Source organism: Streptomyces sp. NPDC006510 (assembly GCF_040611955.1).
Classification (GTDB): domain Bacteria; phylum Actinomycetota; class Actinomycetes; order Streptomycetales; family Streptomycetaceae; genus Streptomyces.
This window is the reverse complement of sequence record NZ_JBEXPH010000043.1, coordinates 17,974-34,721: the sequence shown is the minus strand read 5'-3', so window position 1 is coordinate 34,721 and position 16,748 is coordinate 17,974. Positions and strand designations below refer to the sequence as shown.

Sequence of the window (16,748 nt, the reverse complement as noted above, 5' to 3'; positions counted from 1 at the left end):
CGTAAAAGAACCGTTCGAGTGAATGGGCACAACCATTCCCGTCGTCGTGAGTTGATCAGGGCCCTCCGGACAGGCGGGCAACAGAGAAACCAGAAGGGCTATTTCATGATCAAGAAGATTATGGCCTCGGCAGCAGTCGCTGCTTCGATCGTCGGCGTCTCCGCCGCGATCGCCCCGCAGGCCATGGCCATCGGCAACGACGGTGGCACGATGTCGGTCAACGGCAACGACGCCGTTCAGTCGTACGGCAACTCCGCCACCCACGGCGACATGAGCCCGCAGTTCGCGCTCATCCAGGGCTCGCTCAACAAGCCCTGCGTCGCGCTGCCGGCCAAGGCCAACGTCGGTTCGGTCCTCGGGGCCGTCCCGGTCTCGGTCCAGGACATCAACGTCCTGGCCTCGCCGCAGAACCAGCAGTGCACCGAGAACTCCACCCAGGCCAAGGGTGACGAGGCTCTCTCGCACATCCTGGACGACATCCCGATCCTGTCCGGCGACGGCGCCGGCAACAACTAAGGCCGTACCGCTCCGGGCGCTCCTCGCCGGTTCTTCGACCGGTATGGGGAGCGTGCCGCGGGCAGCTTCGAGCCCGCCTGCACGCAGTACGTGAAACACCTGTGGGGCCGGTACACCTGGCAGCCGTTCTCCGGCCGCCGGATGTGCCGGCCCCACTCGTGTGTCCGGGCATCACGGCCCCTCGAAGGGGCGGGTGGACTGGGCCGGTTGCCGTAGTGCCGGCAGACGTCACCCGCCGCACCGGGTAGGGGCCACACATGGACCAGTACGACAGTCAACACTCCCGCGGCCGGCAGCGGCACGCACAGGACGGCACACCCATCTACGACCGGCTGCTCGCCGAGTGGCAGGCGGCCCACGGCAGTCCGGAGCCCCCGCCGCCGACCGGGCCGGACCGGCCGTGCGCGGGCAGCCGGGTTCCGGCGGCCCGCACCTCTGGCGAGGCCGTCGACGGGTAACGGCGGGCCGTCGAACTCATGCCGGATCGAACCCTTTTGAGTGGTACTGCGGAACTGACGCTTCCGCAGCGGGTTGGTCAGTACGTTCCAGAACGGAACGCTCCGAAAGGTGAAGCGTGATGAAGAAGATGATGGCCGGCGCGGCAGTGGCCGTGTCCCTGGTCGGCCTGTCCGCCGCCGCGGCCCCCGCGGCCATGGCGATCGGCAATGACGGGGGCACCACGTCGGTCAACGGCAACGGCGCCGTGGACGAGTTCGGCAACAGCGTGACCCAGGGCGACGGCAGCCCGCAGTTCCAGCTCGTCCAGGGCACGCTGAACAAGGCCTGTGTCGGTCTGCCGCTCAAGGCCAATGCCGGTTCGATCGTCGGCGTACCGGTGCCGGTCTCGGTCCAGGACGTCAACGTGCTGTCCTCGCCGCAGAACCAGCAGTGCGCCGAGAACTCCACCCAGGCCAAGGGCGACGAGCCGCTGTCGCACCTCGTCGACGACATCCCGGTGCTCTCGGGCAACGGGATCGCCAACGACTGACGCACCTGACGTGCGGGCTGCCCGGGGTTCCGCCCCGCGGCTGCCCGCACCGCGCCGCACAGCAGGATCCGGGGCACTGTCCCAGGGCTCCACACATGAGGATGCCCACCGCGCCACGGGGGCGGTGGGCATCTGGCGTACCGGGGCGGGTCAGCCCAGGCTGCGTACCGGGACGACGCAGTGGGCGGAGGTCGTGATGACCTCCGCGTCGGCCGCGAAGGACCGCAGAAGCTCCTCGCTCACCGGCCGACCCGGTGCGCCCTGGGGCCACAGGCGGGTGGCGAACATCGTGTGCACCTCGCCCCGTTGGCCGGCCGCGGCCAGCCACTCGGGCGGTGCGGGGTACTGCGCCGTGAAGTGGGGCAGCGTGAGGACCGCCTGGCCGGCCTGGACGAGCAGCTTCACCGGGAGACCCGGGTTCTCGGCGGCGTACACCGGACCGGTGCCGATCTGCAGTCCGCTGCGTTCCAGGGCCACGCGCATGGCGGCCTCGCCGGCGGCGGGGCCGTCCGTACCGTCTCCCAGCGAGTAGACGAGAAGGAAGGCGACATCGCGGCCGTCGGCGGGGTGTTCGCCGCTCCAGCCGATCAGGGTGATCGTGCCCAACTGGGCTTGGGTGAACGTGCCGGTGGCGGTCTGGGGTGAGGTCATGCTCGGCACCATAACGGCCCCGGACCGGTCGTTGTGCATGAGTATCACCTGATCGAGCGATATAGCCGGATATCTCCGGTGAATGCCGCCCGGATCGTCTCCGTTCGAAGGGTGCGGAGGACGCGATGGACGGCTCCCGACGGCTGCGATCAAATGTGTTGAGCCGCTCGATGCGCGCGGGCTATGGTGTTCGGAGTTCCGGACGGCGGAGATCAACTACCGCTGTCGGTCCCGTGCTTGAACCAGGAGGTGAGGATCGTGATGACTGTCACTGCGGTGGGCGCTGCCCACAACCAGAAGAGCATCGTTCCCACCCCCGTGGTCGCCGGCTGACCTACTCCGTAACTTTCCGCGCCTGTGCGCGCGTTGCCGGGGCCACCCCTTTGAAGGGTTTCCCTTGTCTTTCCCGTCTTTTCCGTCCTCTGCTTCTTCTCTTCAGGGCTCGCCCGCGTCGCATCCGCTGACCCCGTACGGCTGGGACGACGCGTGGGCGGCCGAATTCGCACCGTACGCCGAGCAGGGTCTGCTGCCCGGACGCGTGGTGCGGGTGGATCGTGGCCAGTGCGATGTCGTCACCCCGCACGGCACCCTCCGGGCCGACACCGCCTTCGTCGTCCCGCGCGATCCGATGCGGATCGTCTGCACGGGCGACTGGGTCGCGGTCGACCCCGACGGCGATCCGCAATTCGTACGGACGCTGCTGCCGCGGCGTACCGCCTTCGTCCGCTCGACGTCGTCGCAGCGCTCCGAGGGGCAGGTGCTCGCCACCAACGTGGACCACATCGTCATCTGTCTCTCCCTCGCGGTCGACTTCGACCTGGGGAGGGTGGAACGCTTCCTGGCGCTTGCCATGTCCAGCTCAAGCGGTGACGCGCTGCTGCGGGACGGGGGGCCGGCCGGGGACGGCGCCGCCGAGCCGATCGTGGTGCTGACCAAGGCCGACCTCGTACCGGACGCCACCACGCTGTCGTACCTCGTCCAGGACATCGAGGGCGTCGCGCCCGGGGTGCAGGTGCTGCCCGTCAGCTCCGCCACGGGGGAGGGGGTCGATGTCTTCGCCGCCATTGTCTCGGGCGGTACGAGCGTGCTGCTCGGGGCGTCCGGCGCGGGCAAGTCGACCCTCGCCAACACCCTCCTCGGCCGCGATGTGATGGAGGTGCAGGCCGCACGTGACGTCGACGGCAAGGGCCGGCACACCACCACCACCCGCAACCTGCTGGTCCTGCCCTCCGGGGGCGTGCTGATCGACACCCCCGGACTGCGCGGGGTCGGCCTCTGGGACGCGGAGGCCGGCGTCGGCCAGGTCTTCTCCGAGATCGAGGAGCTGGCCGAGCAGTGCCGGTTCCACGACTGCGCCCATGACTCGGAGCCCGGCTGCGCGGTGCTCGCCGCGATCGAGGACGGTTCGCTGCACGAACGGCGCCTCGACAGCTTCCGCAAACTGCTGCGCGAGAACCAGCGCATCGTCGCCAAGACCGACGCCCGGGTGCGGTCGGAAATCCTGCGCGAATGGAAGCGCAAGGGCGCCGAGGGCCGGGCCGCCATGAACGCGAAGCGGGGCCGGGTGCGGTAGACCGTGGCCCCCGGGTCCGCGGCTTCATGGCCGCGGGCCGCTGGGTCCGCGTCCGAAAACCGCCAGTGCGGCACCGGAGGGTGCCGCAGACTGGACGGTGTGATGGATGAACGGACCAGGTACGAGGCGGTGAGCAGCCGCGACGCCCGTTTCGACGGGGAGTTCTTCTTCGCCGTCGAAACGACCGGCATCTACTGCCGGCCGAGCTGCCCCGCCGTCACGCCCAAGCGGAAGAACGTCCGCTTCTACCCGACCGCGGCCGCCGCGCAGGGCCACGGCTTCCGGGCCTGCCGGCGCTGCCGTCCGGACGCCGTGCCCGGCTCGGCGGACTGGAACGTCCGGGCCGATGTCGTGGGCCGCGCCATGCGAATGATCGGCGACGGGGTGGTCGACCGGGAGGGCGTGCCCGGCCTCGCCCACCGGCTCGGCTACAGCTCACGCCAGGTGCAGCGGCAGCTCAACGCCGAGCTGGGCGCCGGCCCGGTCGCGCTCGCCCGTGCCCAGCGGGCCCACACCGCACGCGTACTGCTCCAGACCACCGGGCTGCCCGTGACGGAGATCGCCTTCGCGTCCGGCTTCGCCAGTGTGCGCCAGTTCAACGACACGATCCGGCAGATCTACGCCCGTACGCCGAGCGCGCTGAGGGCCGAGGCCGGGACGGGGCTGGGAGCGTCGGTCCGGGAGGCGCGGACCACCGGGATCCCGCTGCGGCTCGCCCACCGGGGGCCGTACGCGGCCCGCGAGGTCTTCGATCTGCTGGCAGGTGAGACGGTCGCCCGGATCGAGGAGGTCAGCGGCGAGACCGGTGCCCGTACCTACCGGCGCACCCTGCGGCTTCCGTACGGCACGGGCATCGTGGCCGTCGACGAGCGGTCCGCCGGGGCCTGGCTCGACGCCCGGATCCACCTCACCGACCTGCGGGATCTGACGACGGCCGTCCAGCGGCTGCGGCGGCTCTTCGATCTGGACGCCGATCCGTACGCCGTCGACGAGCGGCTCGGTGCCGACCCGCGACTCGCTCCGGGCGTTGCCACCCGCCCCGGGCTGCGTTCGCCGGGGGCCGCGGATCCCGAGGAGTTCGCCGTACGGACGGTGGTGGGCCGGGACGCGGCGGAGCGGCTCGTGGAGGCGTACGGGAAGGTTCTGGATGTGCCCTGCGGCGGGCTGACTCATGTGTTCCCCGAGCCGGGTGTGCTGGCCGGTGCGGCGGACGGCCCGGAGCTGCGGGCGCTGGCGGCCGCGCTCGCCGACGGGGACGTACGGCTGGACGCCGGGGCCGACCGCGACGAGGCCGAGCAGGCACTGCTGCGGCTGCCGGGGATCGGCCCGGCAGCCGCGGCGCTCATCAGGATGCGTGCGCTGGGTGACCCGGATGTGGATCCGGACGGACGGCCCGGGGCGGACCGGTGGCGGCCCTGGCGTTCGTACGGGGTGCGTCACCTGGGGCTGTTGTGAGTGGGCCTATGCCGGCAGGCCCCAGCGCGGCGCGGGTTCGTTCGCCGGCACCGGGCGGATGGTCAGATCCGGTCGGTCGCCCCTCGCCGTGATCAGCGCCGAGTCGCCCTTGCGGAGCCGGATGCGTACCGTGCCGTCGGCCGACTCCTCGTGATCCAGCGGCCGTCCGTGCCCGTCGCGGACCTCCACCGGGCCGTCGATGCCATGGTGTACGACGCAGGGTGCGCCGGCCTCGCTGGTCAGCCGCACCCAACGGGTCCGGCCCTCCTCGCGTACCGCACTGAGCAGGAACGCGCCCTGCGTCCGGAAGTCGTGCACGGTCAGTTCACGCCAGGCGGCGGGCAGTGCCGGGAAGACCCTGATCGTGTCGCCCCACGACTGGCAGACCATGTCGTGCACGGACTGGGCCGCCGAGAGCGGGGTCTCGATGACCGGGCCCGACTCCTTGTACATGGTGTTCGCCTGGATGAAGCGGCTCATCAGCTGCCCGAGGTATTTCAGCGCGTCCTCGCCCTTGCCGAGCAGCGCGGACATCGACGCGGCGCCGGTGAACGTATAGCCCTGCAGGGCGCCTTCGAAGCCCACCCAGTGGGCGAGGGACTTCTCGATCAGGGCGCGTTCGCCGGCCGTCGCCCCCGTCAGCTCGTACAGCGGGTACACCGCGAGCATGTGCGAGTAGTGACGGTGCGACTTCGCGAACGGCACCCCGGCGCCGATCATGAACCCGTTGGCATCGACCGGGTACGGGGTCAGCCTGGCGAGGACCTCCTGCCAGCGGGCGGTCAGCGGGTCGTGGATGCCGAGTTGCTCCGCCGAGTCCAACAGGGTGCGGCAGCCCCAGCGCAGCAGCATGAGGTCGTAGTTGCAGTCGGGGGCGTTGACGCCGTACTCGGGGGAGAACGTCGCCGGGAGATGCAGCTTTCCGTCCGCGTCGGGCGTGAGGAAGTGCAGGTAGTAGTTGACGGCCTTGCGCAGCAGCGGGAAGAGCGTGTCGCGCAGGATCGACTCGTCCATGGTGTGGCGGTAGGAGAGCCAGACGTTGTGCAGTGCCCAGGTCAGATTGCCGACCTCGGGGGTGGGCGGGTCCTGGCCGGGGATGCCGACCCCGAAGCCGGCGTCGGTCACCGGAGCGCCGTTGACCAGTTGGGGGTCGGTGGTACGGGGCATGCCGGCCGAGTCGGCCCGGTAGGGGGCGGCGACCTCGCGGGAGAGCTGGTCCCGGAATTCGCTCAGGGCGCGGGTGACGGCGTCCAGTTCCAGGTGGTTGGAGCCGTGGATCAGCCAGTACTCCAGCTGGACGTTGAGGTTCCACCAGGTGTTGGGCCAGGGGGTGGGCTCCAGCCAGGGGCCGGAGGTGGCCATCACCGGGGCGTCCTTGCGGGCCGCAGACGCGGTCTTGTAGAGCTGGATCCAGTAGAAGCGCTGGAGCCGGGCGTCGGGCAGGGACAGGAAGCTCTTCCGGTAGAACCGGTCCCACCAGGTGCGGTGGGGTGTGGCGAGCGGACCGTACGGGAGCGCGGAAGCGGTCTTCACGGTACGCAGCGCACGGTCCCGGGCCGTTGTGGTGGGGTGCGAGTGCGCGACCGTGACGTACAGGGTGCGGGTCGTGGCCCTGGCGCGTTCGCGCCAGGCGGTGACGTGCTGACCGCCCGCGAGCAGCGGCTGGACGGCGGCGGTGGTCCCGTCGTGCTGTTCGATCAACGCCGGAGGGTTGCCGGTGTAGCCGTTCGGCAGGGGCTTGAAGGCGGCACGCGGGCTGATCGCCTCGGCCGGGTGGAAGACCCAGCGGAAGTCCTGTTCGCCCGCGCTCGGGGTGACTTCCACGGCGAGCAGATCGCTGGTGGAGTGGACGAAGGCGCGGAACTCCAGGGTGCCGGCGGTCGTGGTGATCGTGCCTTCGAGTTGGGCGGTGCGCAGCCGCATCCACCACTCGATGCCCGTGATGGTGCCGACCGGTTCCAGAGTGAAGTGGCCGATGGGGAGGCGGGCGAGGCCGAAGAGCGAACCGAACTCGGGGCGGTGGTCCTGGACCTCGGAGTGCTGGACGTTGAAGCGTACGGCCCGGGTGGTGGCGCCGGGTTCCGCGTAGATGCCGGAGCCGAGGCGGCCGTTGCCCAGATACGGGCCCTCGTACCAGGTCTTCGGCAGCTTCTGCCAGAGCAGGTCGGCGTCGTCGAGGACCGTGCGCCAGCTGTCGTCGGGGGAGCGCACGGTGGTGGGCACCGGGGCGGCCGGGGCGGCTGCCAGGGCCGGGACGGCGGCACCGCCCGCCACGAGTGCGCCGCCGATCGCGGTGCCGGTGGCGAGAACCGTTCTCCGGGAGGGGGACGGCCGGGAAGGGGACGGTGACGAGGCTTCGGTCCGGGGCGTGCGGGAGGGGTCCGGTGCTGTGGGCAAGGCGTCTCCTGGCGACTCGTACGCAGGCGCGTCAATTCATCCGAGCTATTCCTTGAGGGAAGGTAAACGCGGGGCATTGCTGCGTCAATGGAGCGGAAGAGATCCGATGTATTTTCGTGTACCTGGACCGAGTTCAACGGGATACAGGCTGGTCAGCCCCAGATCACCGCGCCCAGCCAGGCTCCCGTCACCAGGAGGCAGGCGAAGAGCTCGACGAGTACCGAATAGCCGGTCGCCCGCATCACCGAGCGCACCGAGGCCCAGCCCGCCCCGCGGCTGCCCAGCCGCAACCGCTCCGCGCCGTAGATGGCCCCCACGTATCCGGCGACCGCACCGACCACCGGCACCACGAAGAAGCCCACGATCGCGGCGATCCCGCCCAGCATCAGCGTCTTGCGCGGCGCCCCCGTCTCACGAGGGCGGCGCGGTGGCAGCAGCGGCTTCAGCGCCTGGTTCAGCAGCAGCAGCGCTGTCGCGCCCATGAGCACGCCCCAGGCGACCGGTGTCATGTCGGTCAGCGCCCACCACAGCACGGCGGCCCAGACGATCGCCTGCCCCGGCACTCCCGGCACCAGCACGCCCAACAGGCCGAGGAGCATGACGAGGCCGACCGCGACGAGTTGCCACACACTCATCTGACCAGCCTGCCGGAGTCCGGGCGGTCCCGCCCGTCAGCGCTCGCGGGGGCGGCGGCCGTCGGCGCAGCTCAGGCCCGTGGTGTGCGGGACACCCAGCCCCGTTCGTACGCGTGCCAGCCCAGTTGCAGCCGGGTCGAAACGCCCGTCAGCTCCATCAGGCCCTTCACCCGCCGCTGCACGGTCCGCAGCCCCAGCTCCAGCTGTTTCGCCACGCTCGCGTCCGTCAGCCCGGCCAGCAGCAGCGACAGAATCTCCAGGTCCGTCGGATCGGGACCCGTGTCGTCCTCCTGCGGCCGGTCGGCCTCGCCCAGCCTGAGCGGCATGGCCTCGCGCCACACCGCCTCGAAGAGTCCCATCAGTGACTCCAGCAGCCCGGAGGCATGGACCACCAGCGCGGCCGGCTCGGCGCCGCGCCCGGTCAGCGGCACCATCGCCAGGGCGCCGTCGGCGACGACCAGCTTGGTCGGCACCCGGTCGATGACCCGGCACTGCTCGTCCCGGCTCAGCGCCGCCGACAGCTCCAGAATCCCGAACGGCAGCGAGAGCAGCTCGCGCTCGACCACCACCCGGTACGACACTCCGCGCGTCGCCGCCCGCTCCTCGGCCTCGTTCTCCATTCCGCTGACCGCGATCGGCTTCCCGGTGACCAGGGCACACACCTCGCTCGTCGCACCCAGCTGCAACTGGTGGAAGCGGTGCGACACCGCGCTCGCCCCCGTGACCACCTCGACCAGGTCGTGCACGGCCGGTTCGGCGGCCTCCGCCCGGTACTCCTCGGCGAGCAGCGCCGCCGCCAGCTCCGCCTGCTCCAGCTCATGACGCTGCTGGGTCAACAGCGCCCCGAGCGCCACGCCCGGCGGGGCCGCCACCCAACGCCCCGTGCGCGCCGAGGACTGGGCGGCGAGCCCGTGCTGTTCCAGCCTGCGCAGGGCCCGTTCGGTGTCCGGCTCGGGAAGCGTCAGCCGGTGCGCGAGATCGGCGACCTCCGCAGCTCCCACCGCCACGAGCGCGCGGTACGCCGACTCCTGTATCTCGTCGAGACCTATGGCTCCCAGCATCCCCGGACCCCTCCCGGACGCATTGATTCCGCACGTTGTCGCTGTCGTTGGGCGTTCGGCCATGGCGGAAAACGGCCACGGCGTAAACCCGCCGTGTACATCATCCCCTTATCGCCTGTCGCTCTGCCAATGTGGCGCCACCGCAGTACCAACAACCTCCGGAAGGCTGCGGTTTGCGCAGTTGGTTCCGGATTCACTTGGGGAGAGCGATGCGTCCGATATCGCGCACGGCACTGGGAGCGGCCACCGCCGCCGTCCTGGCCGTCACCGCGATCGCACCGTCCACGGCAGCGCCGCAGGACGACGCGACGGGGAAGAGACCACTGACCGGCAGCGTCGCCGCCGACGCCAAGAAGGGCAAGCCGGTCACCGTGACGCTGGTCACCGGTGACAAGATGCTGGTGAGCACGGACAGTTCGGGGACCGCCTCGGTCACCGCGCTGCCCCGGGAAGACGGAACCGTCCCCCTCGTCCAGACCAGGCAGTCCGGCAAGGACCTCTACGTCTACCCCGACACCGCCGTCGCCGCGCTGGCCGCGGGCAAGGTCGACGAGGAGCTCTTCAACGTCACCGGCCTCATCCGGCAGGGCTACGACGACGCGCACAACAAGGCGCTGCCGCTGATCGCGGTCTACGACAGGAGCCCGGCCACCGCCGCGTTCGCCACCCCGCGCGGCGCGAAGCGCGGACTCGCGCTCGACGCCATCGACGGTGTCGCGCTCAAGGCCGAGAAGACGAAGGCCGCCGACTTCTGGTCGGACGTCACCAACACCCGTTCCCGCTCGGCTTCCGGTCTGAAGAAGCTCTGGCTCGACCGCAAGGTTCAGGCCACCCTCGACAAGTCGACCAAGCAGGTCGGCGCCGACCTCGCCTGGGCCGCCGGATACGACGGCAAGGGCACCAAGGTCGCCGTGCTCGACACCGGTGTCGACGCCGAACACCCCGACCTCAAGGGCCGGGTCGCCGCCTCGGAGAACTTCACCGACTCCGGCACCACCGACGACCGGCAGGGCCACGGCACCCACACCATCTCCACCGTCGGCGGGTCCGGAGCGGCCAGCGACGGCAAGAAGAAGGGCGTCGCCCCCGGCGCCGACCTGCTCGCGGGCAAGGTCCTCAACGACAGCGGATCCGGCGCCGAGTCCTGGATCATCGCCGGCATGCAGTGGGCCGTCGACCAGAAGGCCGACGTCGTCTCCATGAGCCTCGGCAGCCCGGAGCCGACCGACTGCACCGACCCGATGAGTGTCGCCGCCGAGGAACTCGCCCAGAACAAGGGCACCCTGTTCGTGATCGCGGCCGGCAACTCGGGCCCGACGCTGAACACCGTCTCCTCCCCCGGCTGCGCCCCGAGCGTGCTGACCGTCGGCGCCGTCGACCGCGACGACTCCACGGCCCAGTTCTCCAGCCGCGGACCCGTGATCGGCTCGCACACCCTCAAGCCCGAGATCTCCGCCCCCGGTGTCGGTATCTCGGCCGCCGCCGCCGGTGGCCGCGGCATTTACGCCTACCGGTCGATGTCCGGTACGTCGATGGCCACCCCGCATGTCGCGGGCGCCGCGGCCATCGTGAAGCAGCGTCACCCGGACTGGACCGCCCAGCAGATCAAGGCGGCGCTCGTCTCGTCCGCGGAGAGCGACATCCCGGGCGACGTCCGTGAGACCGGCGGCGGCCGCCTCGATGTCAAGGCCGCCATCGACACCACCGTCGTCGGCGCCCCCGCCGTCCAGGGCGGCACCTTCAACTGGCCGCAGGACCGGACCGACCGCACCACGGTCGACGTCCCGTACACCAACTCCGGCACCAAGCCGGTGAAGCTGGCGCTGAGCGTCGAGGGCGTCACGGGGAACGACGGCTCGGCCGTCCGCTCCTCGGTCGCGAAGCTCCACACGCACACCGTCACCGTGCCGGCCGGGGCCGCCGTCAAGGTCCCGCTGGAGATCGACCCGACGGCGAAGCTGAAGGCCGCCCAGTACGGCGACGTCACCGGACGCGTGCTGGCCACCGGCCCCGGCGGCGTCAAGGTCTCCACCCCGTTCTCGCTGTACGTCGGAGCCGAGACCGTCACCCTGCGGGTCAAGCTCGTCGACCGCACCGGCAAGCCCGCCACCGGCTCCTCCTCGCTGGACGTCATCGGCACCGACACCTCCAGCGGCGAACGCCGCTTCAACGACGGCGCCACCGACCAGGTCTACCAGGTGCGCCCCGGCGCGTACTTCGTGTCCAGCTTCGTCACCACGCCCGACCCGAAGGACGCCACCGGCAACCTGGACGAGTCCGTCGCCTACCTCGCGCGGCCGCAGCTGAACGTCACCAAGGACACCACCGTGGTCCTGGACGCCCGCAAGGCCCACCGCATCCAGGTGAAGACCGAGGACCGCGCCTCCGAGAACCGTTCCACGACACTCGCGTTCGGCCGCAGCTGGGACGACGTCTGGCTGCACTCGGGCGCCATCACCGCCGGCTCCGCCATCAAGAACTACCTGGCCGATGTGCAGGGCAGGGCGAGCGACGGCGACTTCGAGTTCGCCAGCTTCTGGCGCGCGTACGCCCCGCAGATCGAGAAGCTGTCGGTGGTCGGCGGCGCCGAACTGCACCCGCAGGTGGCGAGCACCGGCTCCGTCAACCTCGACGGCACGGGCGAGGCCGCACTGGTCGACGCCGGTACGGGTACCCCCGATGAGCTGAAGGCCGCCGGCGTGGCCGGGAAGATCGCCCTGATCGAGGTCGGCGACGGCGGTTCCGTGAGTGTCCAGGCGCGCGACGCCAAGGCCGCGGGCGCGAAGGCCGTCATCGCCCACCGCCCCGCCGCGGGTCCCTGGCGCCCGTCCGTCGGCTACGCCCAGGCGCCGGTGCCCGCACTCGGGATCGAGGCCGGCGAGGCCGCCGCGCTGAAGGCCGCCCTGGCCGACGGCCCGGTGGAGCTGCGCTGGAAGGCCACCGCCGTCAGCCCGTTCGTCTACAACCTCGCCTTCCCCGAGACCGGCCCGATCACCTCGGACCGCACCTACAAGGTCCGCGACACCAAGCTCGGCACGGTCACCGCCAACTACGAGGCGATGGGCGTCGCGGCCGACTACGTCGACACGGTGATCATCAACCGGCCGTACGGCGGGGCGTTCTCCGCGGCCAGCGATGTCGTCGCCGCCCCCGGCAAGCGCACCGAGTACTACTCGGCGGGCGACACCGCCTGGGTGCGGTACCTCTCCTCCAGCTTCCCCTGGGGCGAGCTGATGGTCGACCAGCCGCGCACCTACACGGCGGGCTCGAAGCGCACCGAGAACTGGTACCGGGGCATCCCGGTTCCCGCTGCCCCGCGCGACGACGCCGGCAAGCTCCAGCTCGCCGCCGAGCGCCAGGACAACCTGATCGGTGTCGCCCCGGGCTTCTGGAGCGACAGCGAGCACGCCGGTCTCCAGGGTTCCTTCGGTGACCTGGGCAACATGCGCCTGAGCAGCGGCGGCAAGCTGATCGGCGAGTCCGGCTGGCCGTCGGGGGTGTTCACCGTCCCGGCCGAGGACGCCGCGTACGAGCTCACCATGATGACCACGAGGATCGGTCAGCCCGCCGCCGTGTGGAAGCGGTCCACCCGGACCGAGACCACCTGGAAGTTCCGTTCGAAGCGGGACGAGAACGTGTACTCCCAGGGGCTTCCGCTGCTCTTCCCGGGCTACGACCTGGACACGGACGGGCTCAAGACCCTCGCGGCCAAGGACGGTCGGACGATCGGCCTGAGCGTCACCGGTCACGCCGGCTACACGCCCGGCAAGCTGGTCGCGGCCAAGGTCTCGTACTCGTACGACGGTGGGGAGACCTGGCACGACGCCACCACCGCACAGCAGGGCGGCCGGTGGACCGCGACCGTGAACCACGCGGGCGCGGCCGGAAAGCCGGTCACCCTGAAGACCGAACTGACGGACGCCAACGGCAACTCCGTCATCCAGACCGTGAACGACGCGTACGCCGTGCGCTGATCACGCCCCGACCGGTCCGCCGGGCGTCCTTCCCGTGGGGGGTGGGGCCGCCCGGCGGACCCGTGTTCGCGGCCACTTTTCCGGATGACCCGTTTTCGTACGGCCCTCGCGGTCGACAATAAGGGCATGAGTCAGCAGGGGGAGAGGCCCGCCGCCCACGAGGACGACTGGTGGCACAGGCTGTACGACGAGGACGCCCTGGACACCGGGACGAGCGACGCGGCCGACAGTCTCGACGACCGCTTCGACTCGGCGTCGGACGCGGTGGGTCCGGTTGGACCCGGGGGATCCGACGGGGCGGCGGGGGCGACGCCCCAGGCGGTGACGGTGGAGCGGCCGGTGCGGGAGCGTGCTCCGTGGGAGCCGCCCGTCGCGACCATACGTGCGTCGGGGGCGTACCCGGCCGGTCCGCCGCAGCCGCGTACCTTCGCCGCCCCGCCCGTTCCCGCCGATCCCCCGCCCGCGCCCGACCGGCCGCCGGCCCGGGAGGAACGAGGCGCGCCGGAGCCGCCGCCCGTGCCGCCGGTCCGCGACCCGGTGGCCGCGCCGCCCGCGCCGCCCCTGCCCAGACGGCCGGTCGCCGAGAGAGCCGTGGCTGCGCAGGCCCCCGTCGCCCCGGTCATCGCACCCGTCACATCTGACACACCCGTCGAACCCGCACCGGGGGCCGGGCGCGAAGCCGACCCCGTACTCCGCCCGGTGATCGGCCATGTGGGTGACCGGCCGCCCACCTACGACGCCGAGCCCACCGCGCTGCCCGCCACCGTCCCGCAGGAGCTGGACGGCCTCGTCGCCGACACGGTGCTCGACGGCGCCCGCTACGGCACGTACACCCTGCGCGCCGCCTCCGTGCGCGGGGACTCCGCACGGTTTCGCGGCGAGCCCCGCCGCGACGCGCTGCTCACCGCGCGCTTCGGCACCGACGAGCGCGCGCTGGTCCTGGTCGCCGTCGCCACCGGGGCCCGCGCCTCCGACTCGGCACACCTTGCGGCGGCCGACGCCTGCCGCTGGATCGGCGCAGCGGTCGGCCGCAGTCATGTCCGGCTCTCCGAGGACATAAGGGCGGGCCGCCGGGGAAACCTCAAATCCGGTCTGAACCGGCTCACCGACCGCACATATGGCAAGCTGCGCGCCCGCGCCGCCGAGCTGGGGACGGAGCCGCAGCAGTACACGGCGGGTCTGCGCTGCCTCCTGCTGTCGGCGGACCCCGACTGCCGTACGCGGGTCTTCTTCGGCATCGGCGCCGGTGGTCTCTTCCGGCTGCGCGACGGCATCTGGCAGGACCTCGAACCGGTGGTTCCGGCAGCCGACGACATCGGCACGGAACCCGGAGCCGGTCCCGGCTCCGGGGCCGCGTCCCCCGAGAGCGGCGCCGACGGTGACCGCCTCACCAAGGATCCGGCCATCGCCACGCCCGCGGCCCCGTATGCGGAGCCCCCGCCCGGCCCACCGGCAGAACCGTTCCGGTTCCGGGGCTCGGTGGCCCGGCCGGGAGACACCCTGCTGCTGTGCAGTCCCGGACTGGCCGAACCGCTGCGCGGCGAACCCGCCCTGGCCCGGGAGCTCGCCGGACGCTGGGCGCCCGACGACGCACCCGGGCTCGTGGCCTTCCTCGCGGACACCCAGCTCCGCGTGAAGGGGTACTCCGACGACCGTACGGGCGTCGGCGTCTGGGAGGCGTAACCGCGCGCGCCATGGGTTGATGGATGCGGAATCCGGAAGCCGAAGCGCGGAAAGGGTACGCACCCATGGCCAAGCAGAACGTGTCGGAGCAGTTCGTCGACATCCTCGTACGGGCGGGCGTCAAGCGTATGTACGGCGTCGTCGGCGACAGCCTCAACCCCGTCGTCGACGCCATCCGCCGCAACCGGGCCATCGACTGGATCCAGGTCAGGCACGAGGAGACCGCCGCTTTCGCCGCCGGCGCGGAGGCCCAGATCACGGGCTCGCTGACGGCCTGCGCCGGATCGTGCGGCCCCGGCAATCTGCACCTCATCAACGGCCTCTACGACGCCCACCGCTCCATGGCCCCCGTGCTCGCCCTCGCCTCGCACATCCCGTCGAGCGAGATCGGTCTCGGCTACTTCCAGGAGACCCACCCGGAGCTGATCTTCCAGGAGTGCAGCCACTACAACGAGATGATCTCCAACCCGCAGCAGATGCCGCGGCTGCTCCAGACGGCCATTCAGCACGCGATCGGCCGGGGTGGGGTCAGCGTCGTCACCATGCCCGGTGACATCGCATCGCAGCCCGCACCGGAGAAGTCCATCGAGCACGCGCTGGTCACCTCGCGGCCGACGGTCCGGCCCGGTGACGAGGAGATCGACAAGCTCCGCCGGATGGTCGACGGGGCGAAACGTGTGACATTGTTCTGCGGCAGCGGCACGGCGGGCGCCCACGCCGAGGTGATGGAGTTCGCCGAACGGGTGAAGGCCCCGGTCGGGCACGCGCTGCGCGGCAAGGAGTGGATCCAGTACGACAACCCGTACGACGTCGGCATGAGCGGTCTGCTCGGCTACGGCGCCGCCTACGAGGCGACCAACGAGTGCGATCTCCTCATCCTGCTCGGCACCGACTTCCCGTACAACGCCTTCCTCCCGTCCGATGTGAAGATCGTCCAGGTCGATGTGCGCCCCGAGCACCTGGGCCGTCGTTCCAAGCTGGATCTGGCGGTCTGGGGCGATGTCCGCGAGACCCTGCGCTGTCTGACCCCGCAGGTGCAGGTCAAGACCGACCGCAAGTTCCTCGACCGGATGCTGAAGAAGCACGCCGACGCGCTGGAGGGCGTGGTCAAGGCGTACACCCGCAAGGTAGAGAAGCACGTCCCGATCCATCCGGAGTACGTCGCCTCGGTCCTGGACGAACTGGCAGACGACGACGCCGTGTTCACCGTCGACACCGGTATGTGCAATGTGTGGGCCGCACGCTATCTCTCTCCCAACGGCAAGCGCCGCGTCATCGGATCGTTCAGTCACGGCTCGATGGCCAACGCGCTCCCGCAGGCCATCGGCGCCCAGTTCACCGACCGGAACCGGCAGGTCGTCTCGATGTCCGGCGACGGCGGATTCACCATGCTGATGGGCGACTTCCTGACCCTGGTGCAGTACGACCTGCCGGTGAAGGTCGTGCTGTTCAACAACTCCTCGCTCAGCATGGTCGAGCTGGAGATGCTGGTCGCGGGTCTGCCGTCGTTCGGTACGACCAACAAGAACCCCGACTTCGCGGCGATCGCCCGAGCCGCCGGGGCGTACGGCGTGCGGGTGGAGAAGCCCAAGCAGCTCGAAGGCGCCCTCAAGGATGCCTTCAAGCACAAGGGCCCGGCGCTCGTCGATGTCGTCACCGACCCCAACGCCCTCTCCATCCCGCCGAAGATCAGCGCCGAGATGGTGACCGGCTTCGCGCTCTCCGCAAGCAAGATCGTGCTGGACGGGGGAGTGGGCCGGATGGTCCAGATGGCCCGCTCCAATCTGCGCAACGTGCCCCGCCCCTGAACGGGGC

The 16,748-nt window shown here is 71.0% G+C and carries 12 protein-coding genes; 8 read left to right on the top strand and 4 right to left on the bottom strand.

Features of this window, described 5'->3' with window-relative positions:
• Nucleotides 1–105: 105 nt before the first annotated feature.
• The 3 genes from ABZY11_RS15930 to ABZY11_RS15920 all read left to right on the top strand — a co-directional run bounded on the left by ABZY11_RS15930 (nucleotide 106) and on the right by ABZY11_RS15920 (nucleotide 1,504).
• Complete coding sequence (locus ABZY11_RS15930) at nucleotides 106–516, top strand: rodlin (RefSeq protein ID WP_356479705.1); 411 nt, start codon at nucleotides 106–108, stop codon at nucleotides 514–516.
• Nucleotides 517–773: 257 nt separating this feature from the next.
• Nucleotides 774–974 carry a hypothetical protein gene (locus ABZY11_RS15925; protein WP_356479704.1) on the top strand — a complete coding sequence of 67 codons (201 nt, stop codon included), beginning with the start codon at nucleotides 774–776 and terminating at the stop codon, nucleotides 972–974.
• A gap of 119 nt (nucleotides 975–1,093) precedes the next feature.
• Complete coding sequence (locus tag ABZY11_RS15920; protein WP_356479703.1) at nucleotides 1,094–1,504, top strand: rodlin; 411 nt, start codon at nucleotides 1,094–1,096, stop codon at nucleotides 1,502–1,504.
• A 150-nt stretch (nucleotides 1,505–1,654) separates the two neighbouring features.
• Here ABZY11_RS15920 and ABZY11_RS15915 read toward each other — a convergent pair whose 3' ends face one another.
• Nucleotides 1,655–2,155 carry a DUF5949 family protein gene (locus ABZY11_RS15915; RefSeq protein WP_356479702.1) on the bottom strand — a complete coding sequence of 167 codons (501 nt, stop codon included), beginning with the start codon at nucleotides 2,153–2,155 and terminating at the stop codon, nucleotides 1,655–1,657.
• A 397-nt stretch (nucleotides 2,156–2,552) separates the two neighbouring features.
• Here ABZY11_RS15915 and rsgA point away from each other — a divergent pair, with 397 nt between their 5' ends.
• Both rsgA and ABZY11_RS15905 read left to right on the top strand, forming a co-directional pair.
• Nucleotides 2,553–3,728: a ribosome small subunit-dependent GTPase A gene (gene rsgA / locus ABZY11_RS15910; RefSeq protein ID WP_356479701.1), complete on the top strand. Its 1,176-nt coding sequence runs from the start codon at nucleotides 2,553–2,555 to the stop codon at nucleotides 3,726–3,728.
• Between the two features lie 102 nt (nucleotides 3,729–3,830).
• The gene (locus ABZY11_RS15905) at nucleotides 3,831–5,183 is read left to right on the top strand and encodes an AlkA N-terminal domain-containing protein (RefSeq protein ID WP_356479722.1); all 1,353 of its coding nucleotides are present in this window, start codon (nucleotides 3,831–3,833) and stop codon (nucleotides 5,181–5,183) included.
• 6 nt (nucleotides 5,184–5,189) lie between these two features.
• Here ABZY11_RS15905 and ABZY11_RS15900 read toward each other — a convergent pair whose 3' ends face one another.
• The 3 genes from ABZY11_RS15900 to ABZY11_RS15890 all read right to left on the bottom strand — a co-directional run bounded on the left by ABZY11_RS15900 (nucleotide 5,190) and on the right by ABZY11_RS15890 (nucleotide 9,276).
• On the bottom strand, nucleotides 5,190–7,580 hold the full coding sequence (locus ABZY11_RS15900) for a glycoside hydrolase family 95-like protein (protein ID WP_356479700.1): 2,391 nt from the start codon (nucleotides 7,578–7,580) through the stop codon (nucleotides 5,190–5,192).
• Nucleotides 7,581–7,732: 152 nt separating this feature from the next.
• Entirely contained in the window at nucleotides 7,733–8,215 is a 483-nt protein-coding gene (locus ABZY11_RS15895; protein ID WP_356479699.1) for a DUF456 domain-containing protein, read from the bottom strand.
• A gap of 71 nt (nucleotides 8,216–8,286) precedes the next feature.
• Nucleotides 8,287–9,276, bottom strand: coding sequence for a helix-turn-helix transcriptional regulator (locus ABZY11_RS15890; RefSeq protein WP_356479698.1), 990 nt, complete (start codon nucleotides 9,274–9,276; stop codon nucleotides 8,287–8,289).
• Nucleotides 9,277–9,485: 209 nt separating this feature from the next.
• Here ABZY11_RS15890 and ABZY11_RS15885 point away from each other — a divergent pair, with 209 nt between their 5' ends.
• From ABZY11_RS15885 to ABZY11_RS15875, 3 genes are all read left to right on the top strand, one after another.
• Nucleotides 9,486–13,250 carry a S8 family serine peptidase gene (locus ABZY11_RS15885; RefSeq protein WP_356479697.1) on the top strand — a complete coding sequence of 1,255 codons (3,765 nt, stop codon included), beginning with the start codon at nucleotides 9,486–9,488 and terminating at the stop codon, nucleotides 13,248–13,250.
• A gap of 126 nt (nucleotides 13,251–13,376) precedes the next feature.
• Complete coding sequence (locus tag ABZY11_RS15880) at nucleotides 13,377–14,933, top strand: protein phosphatase 2C domain-containing protein (RefSeq protein WP_356479696.1); 1,557 nt, start codon at nucleotides 13,377–13,379, stop codon at nucleotides 14,931–14,933.
• Between the two features lie 65 nt (nucleotides 14,934–14,998).
• The gene (locus ABZY11_RS15875) at nucleotides 14,999–16,741 is read left to right on the top strand and encodes a pyruvate dehydrogenase (RefSeq protein WP_356479695.1); all 1,743 of its coding nucleotides are present in this window, start codon (nucleotides 14,999–15,001) and stop codon (nucleotides 16,739–16,741) included.
• Nucleotides 16,742–16,748 lie beyond the last annotated feature (7 nt).

Coding starts and splice junctions, on each gene's coding strand:
- ABZY11_RS15885 (WP_356479697.1), top strand. CDS start 9,486: ATGCGTCCGATATCGCGCACGGCACTGGGAGCGGCCACCGCCGCCGTC.
- ABZY11_RS15890 (WP_356479698.1), bottom strand. CDS start 9,276: ATGCTGGGAGCCATAGGTCTCGACGAGATACAGGAGTCGGCGTACCGC.
- ABZY11_RS15920 (WP_356479703.1), top strand. CDS start 1,094: ATGAAGAAGATGATGGCCGGCGCGGCAGTGGCCGTGTCCCTGGTCGGC.
- ABZY11_RS15875 (WP_356479695.1), top strand. CDS start 14,999: ATGGCCAAGCAGAACGTGTCGGAGCAGTTCGTCGACATCCTCGTACGG.
- ABZY11_RS15925 (WP_356479704.1), top strand. CDS start 774: ATGGACCAGTACGACAGTCAACACTCCCGCGGCCGGCAGCGGCACGCA.
- ABZY11_RS15880 (WP_356479696.1), top strand. CDS start 13,377: ATGAGTCAGCAGGGGGAGAGGCCCGCCGCCCACGAGGACGACTGGTGG.
- ABZY11_RS15930 (WP_356479705.1), top strand. CDS start 106: ATGATCAAGAAGATTATGGCCTCGGCAGCAGTCGCTGCTTCGATCGTC.
- ABZY11_RS15905 (WP_356479722.1), top strand. CDS start 3,831: ATGGATGAACGGACCAGGTACGAGGCGGTGAGCAGCCGCGACGCCCGT.
- ABZY11_RS15915 (WP_356479702.1), bottom strand. CDS start 2,155: ATGACCTCACCCCAGACCGCCACCGGCACGTTCACCCAAGCCCAGTTG.
- ABZY11_RS15895 (WP_356479699.1), bottom strand. CDS start 8,215: ATGAGTGTGTGGCAACTCGTCGCGGTCGGCCTCGTCATGCTCCTCGGC.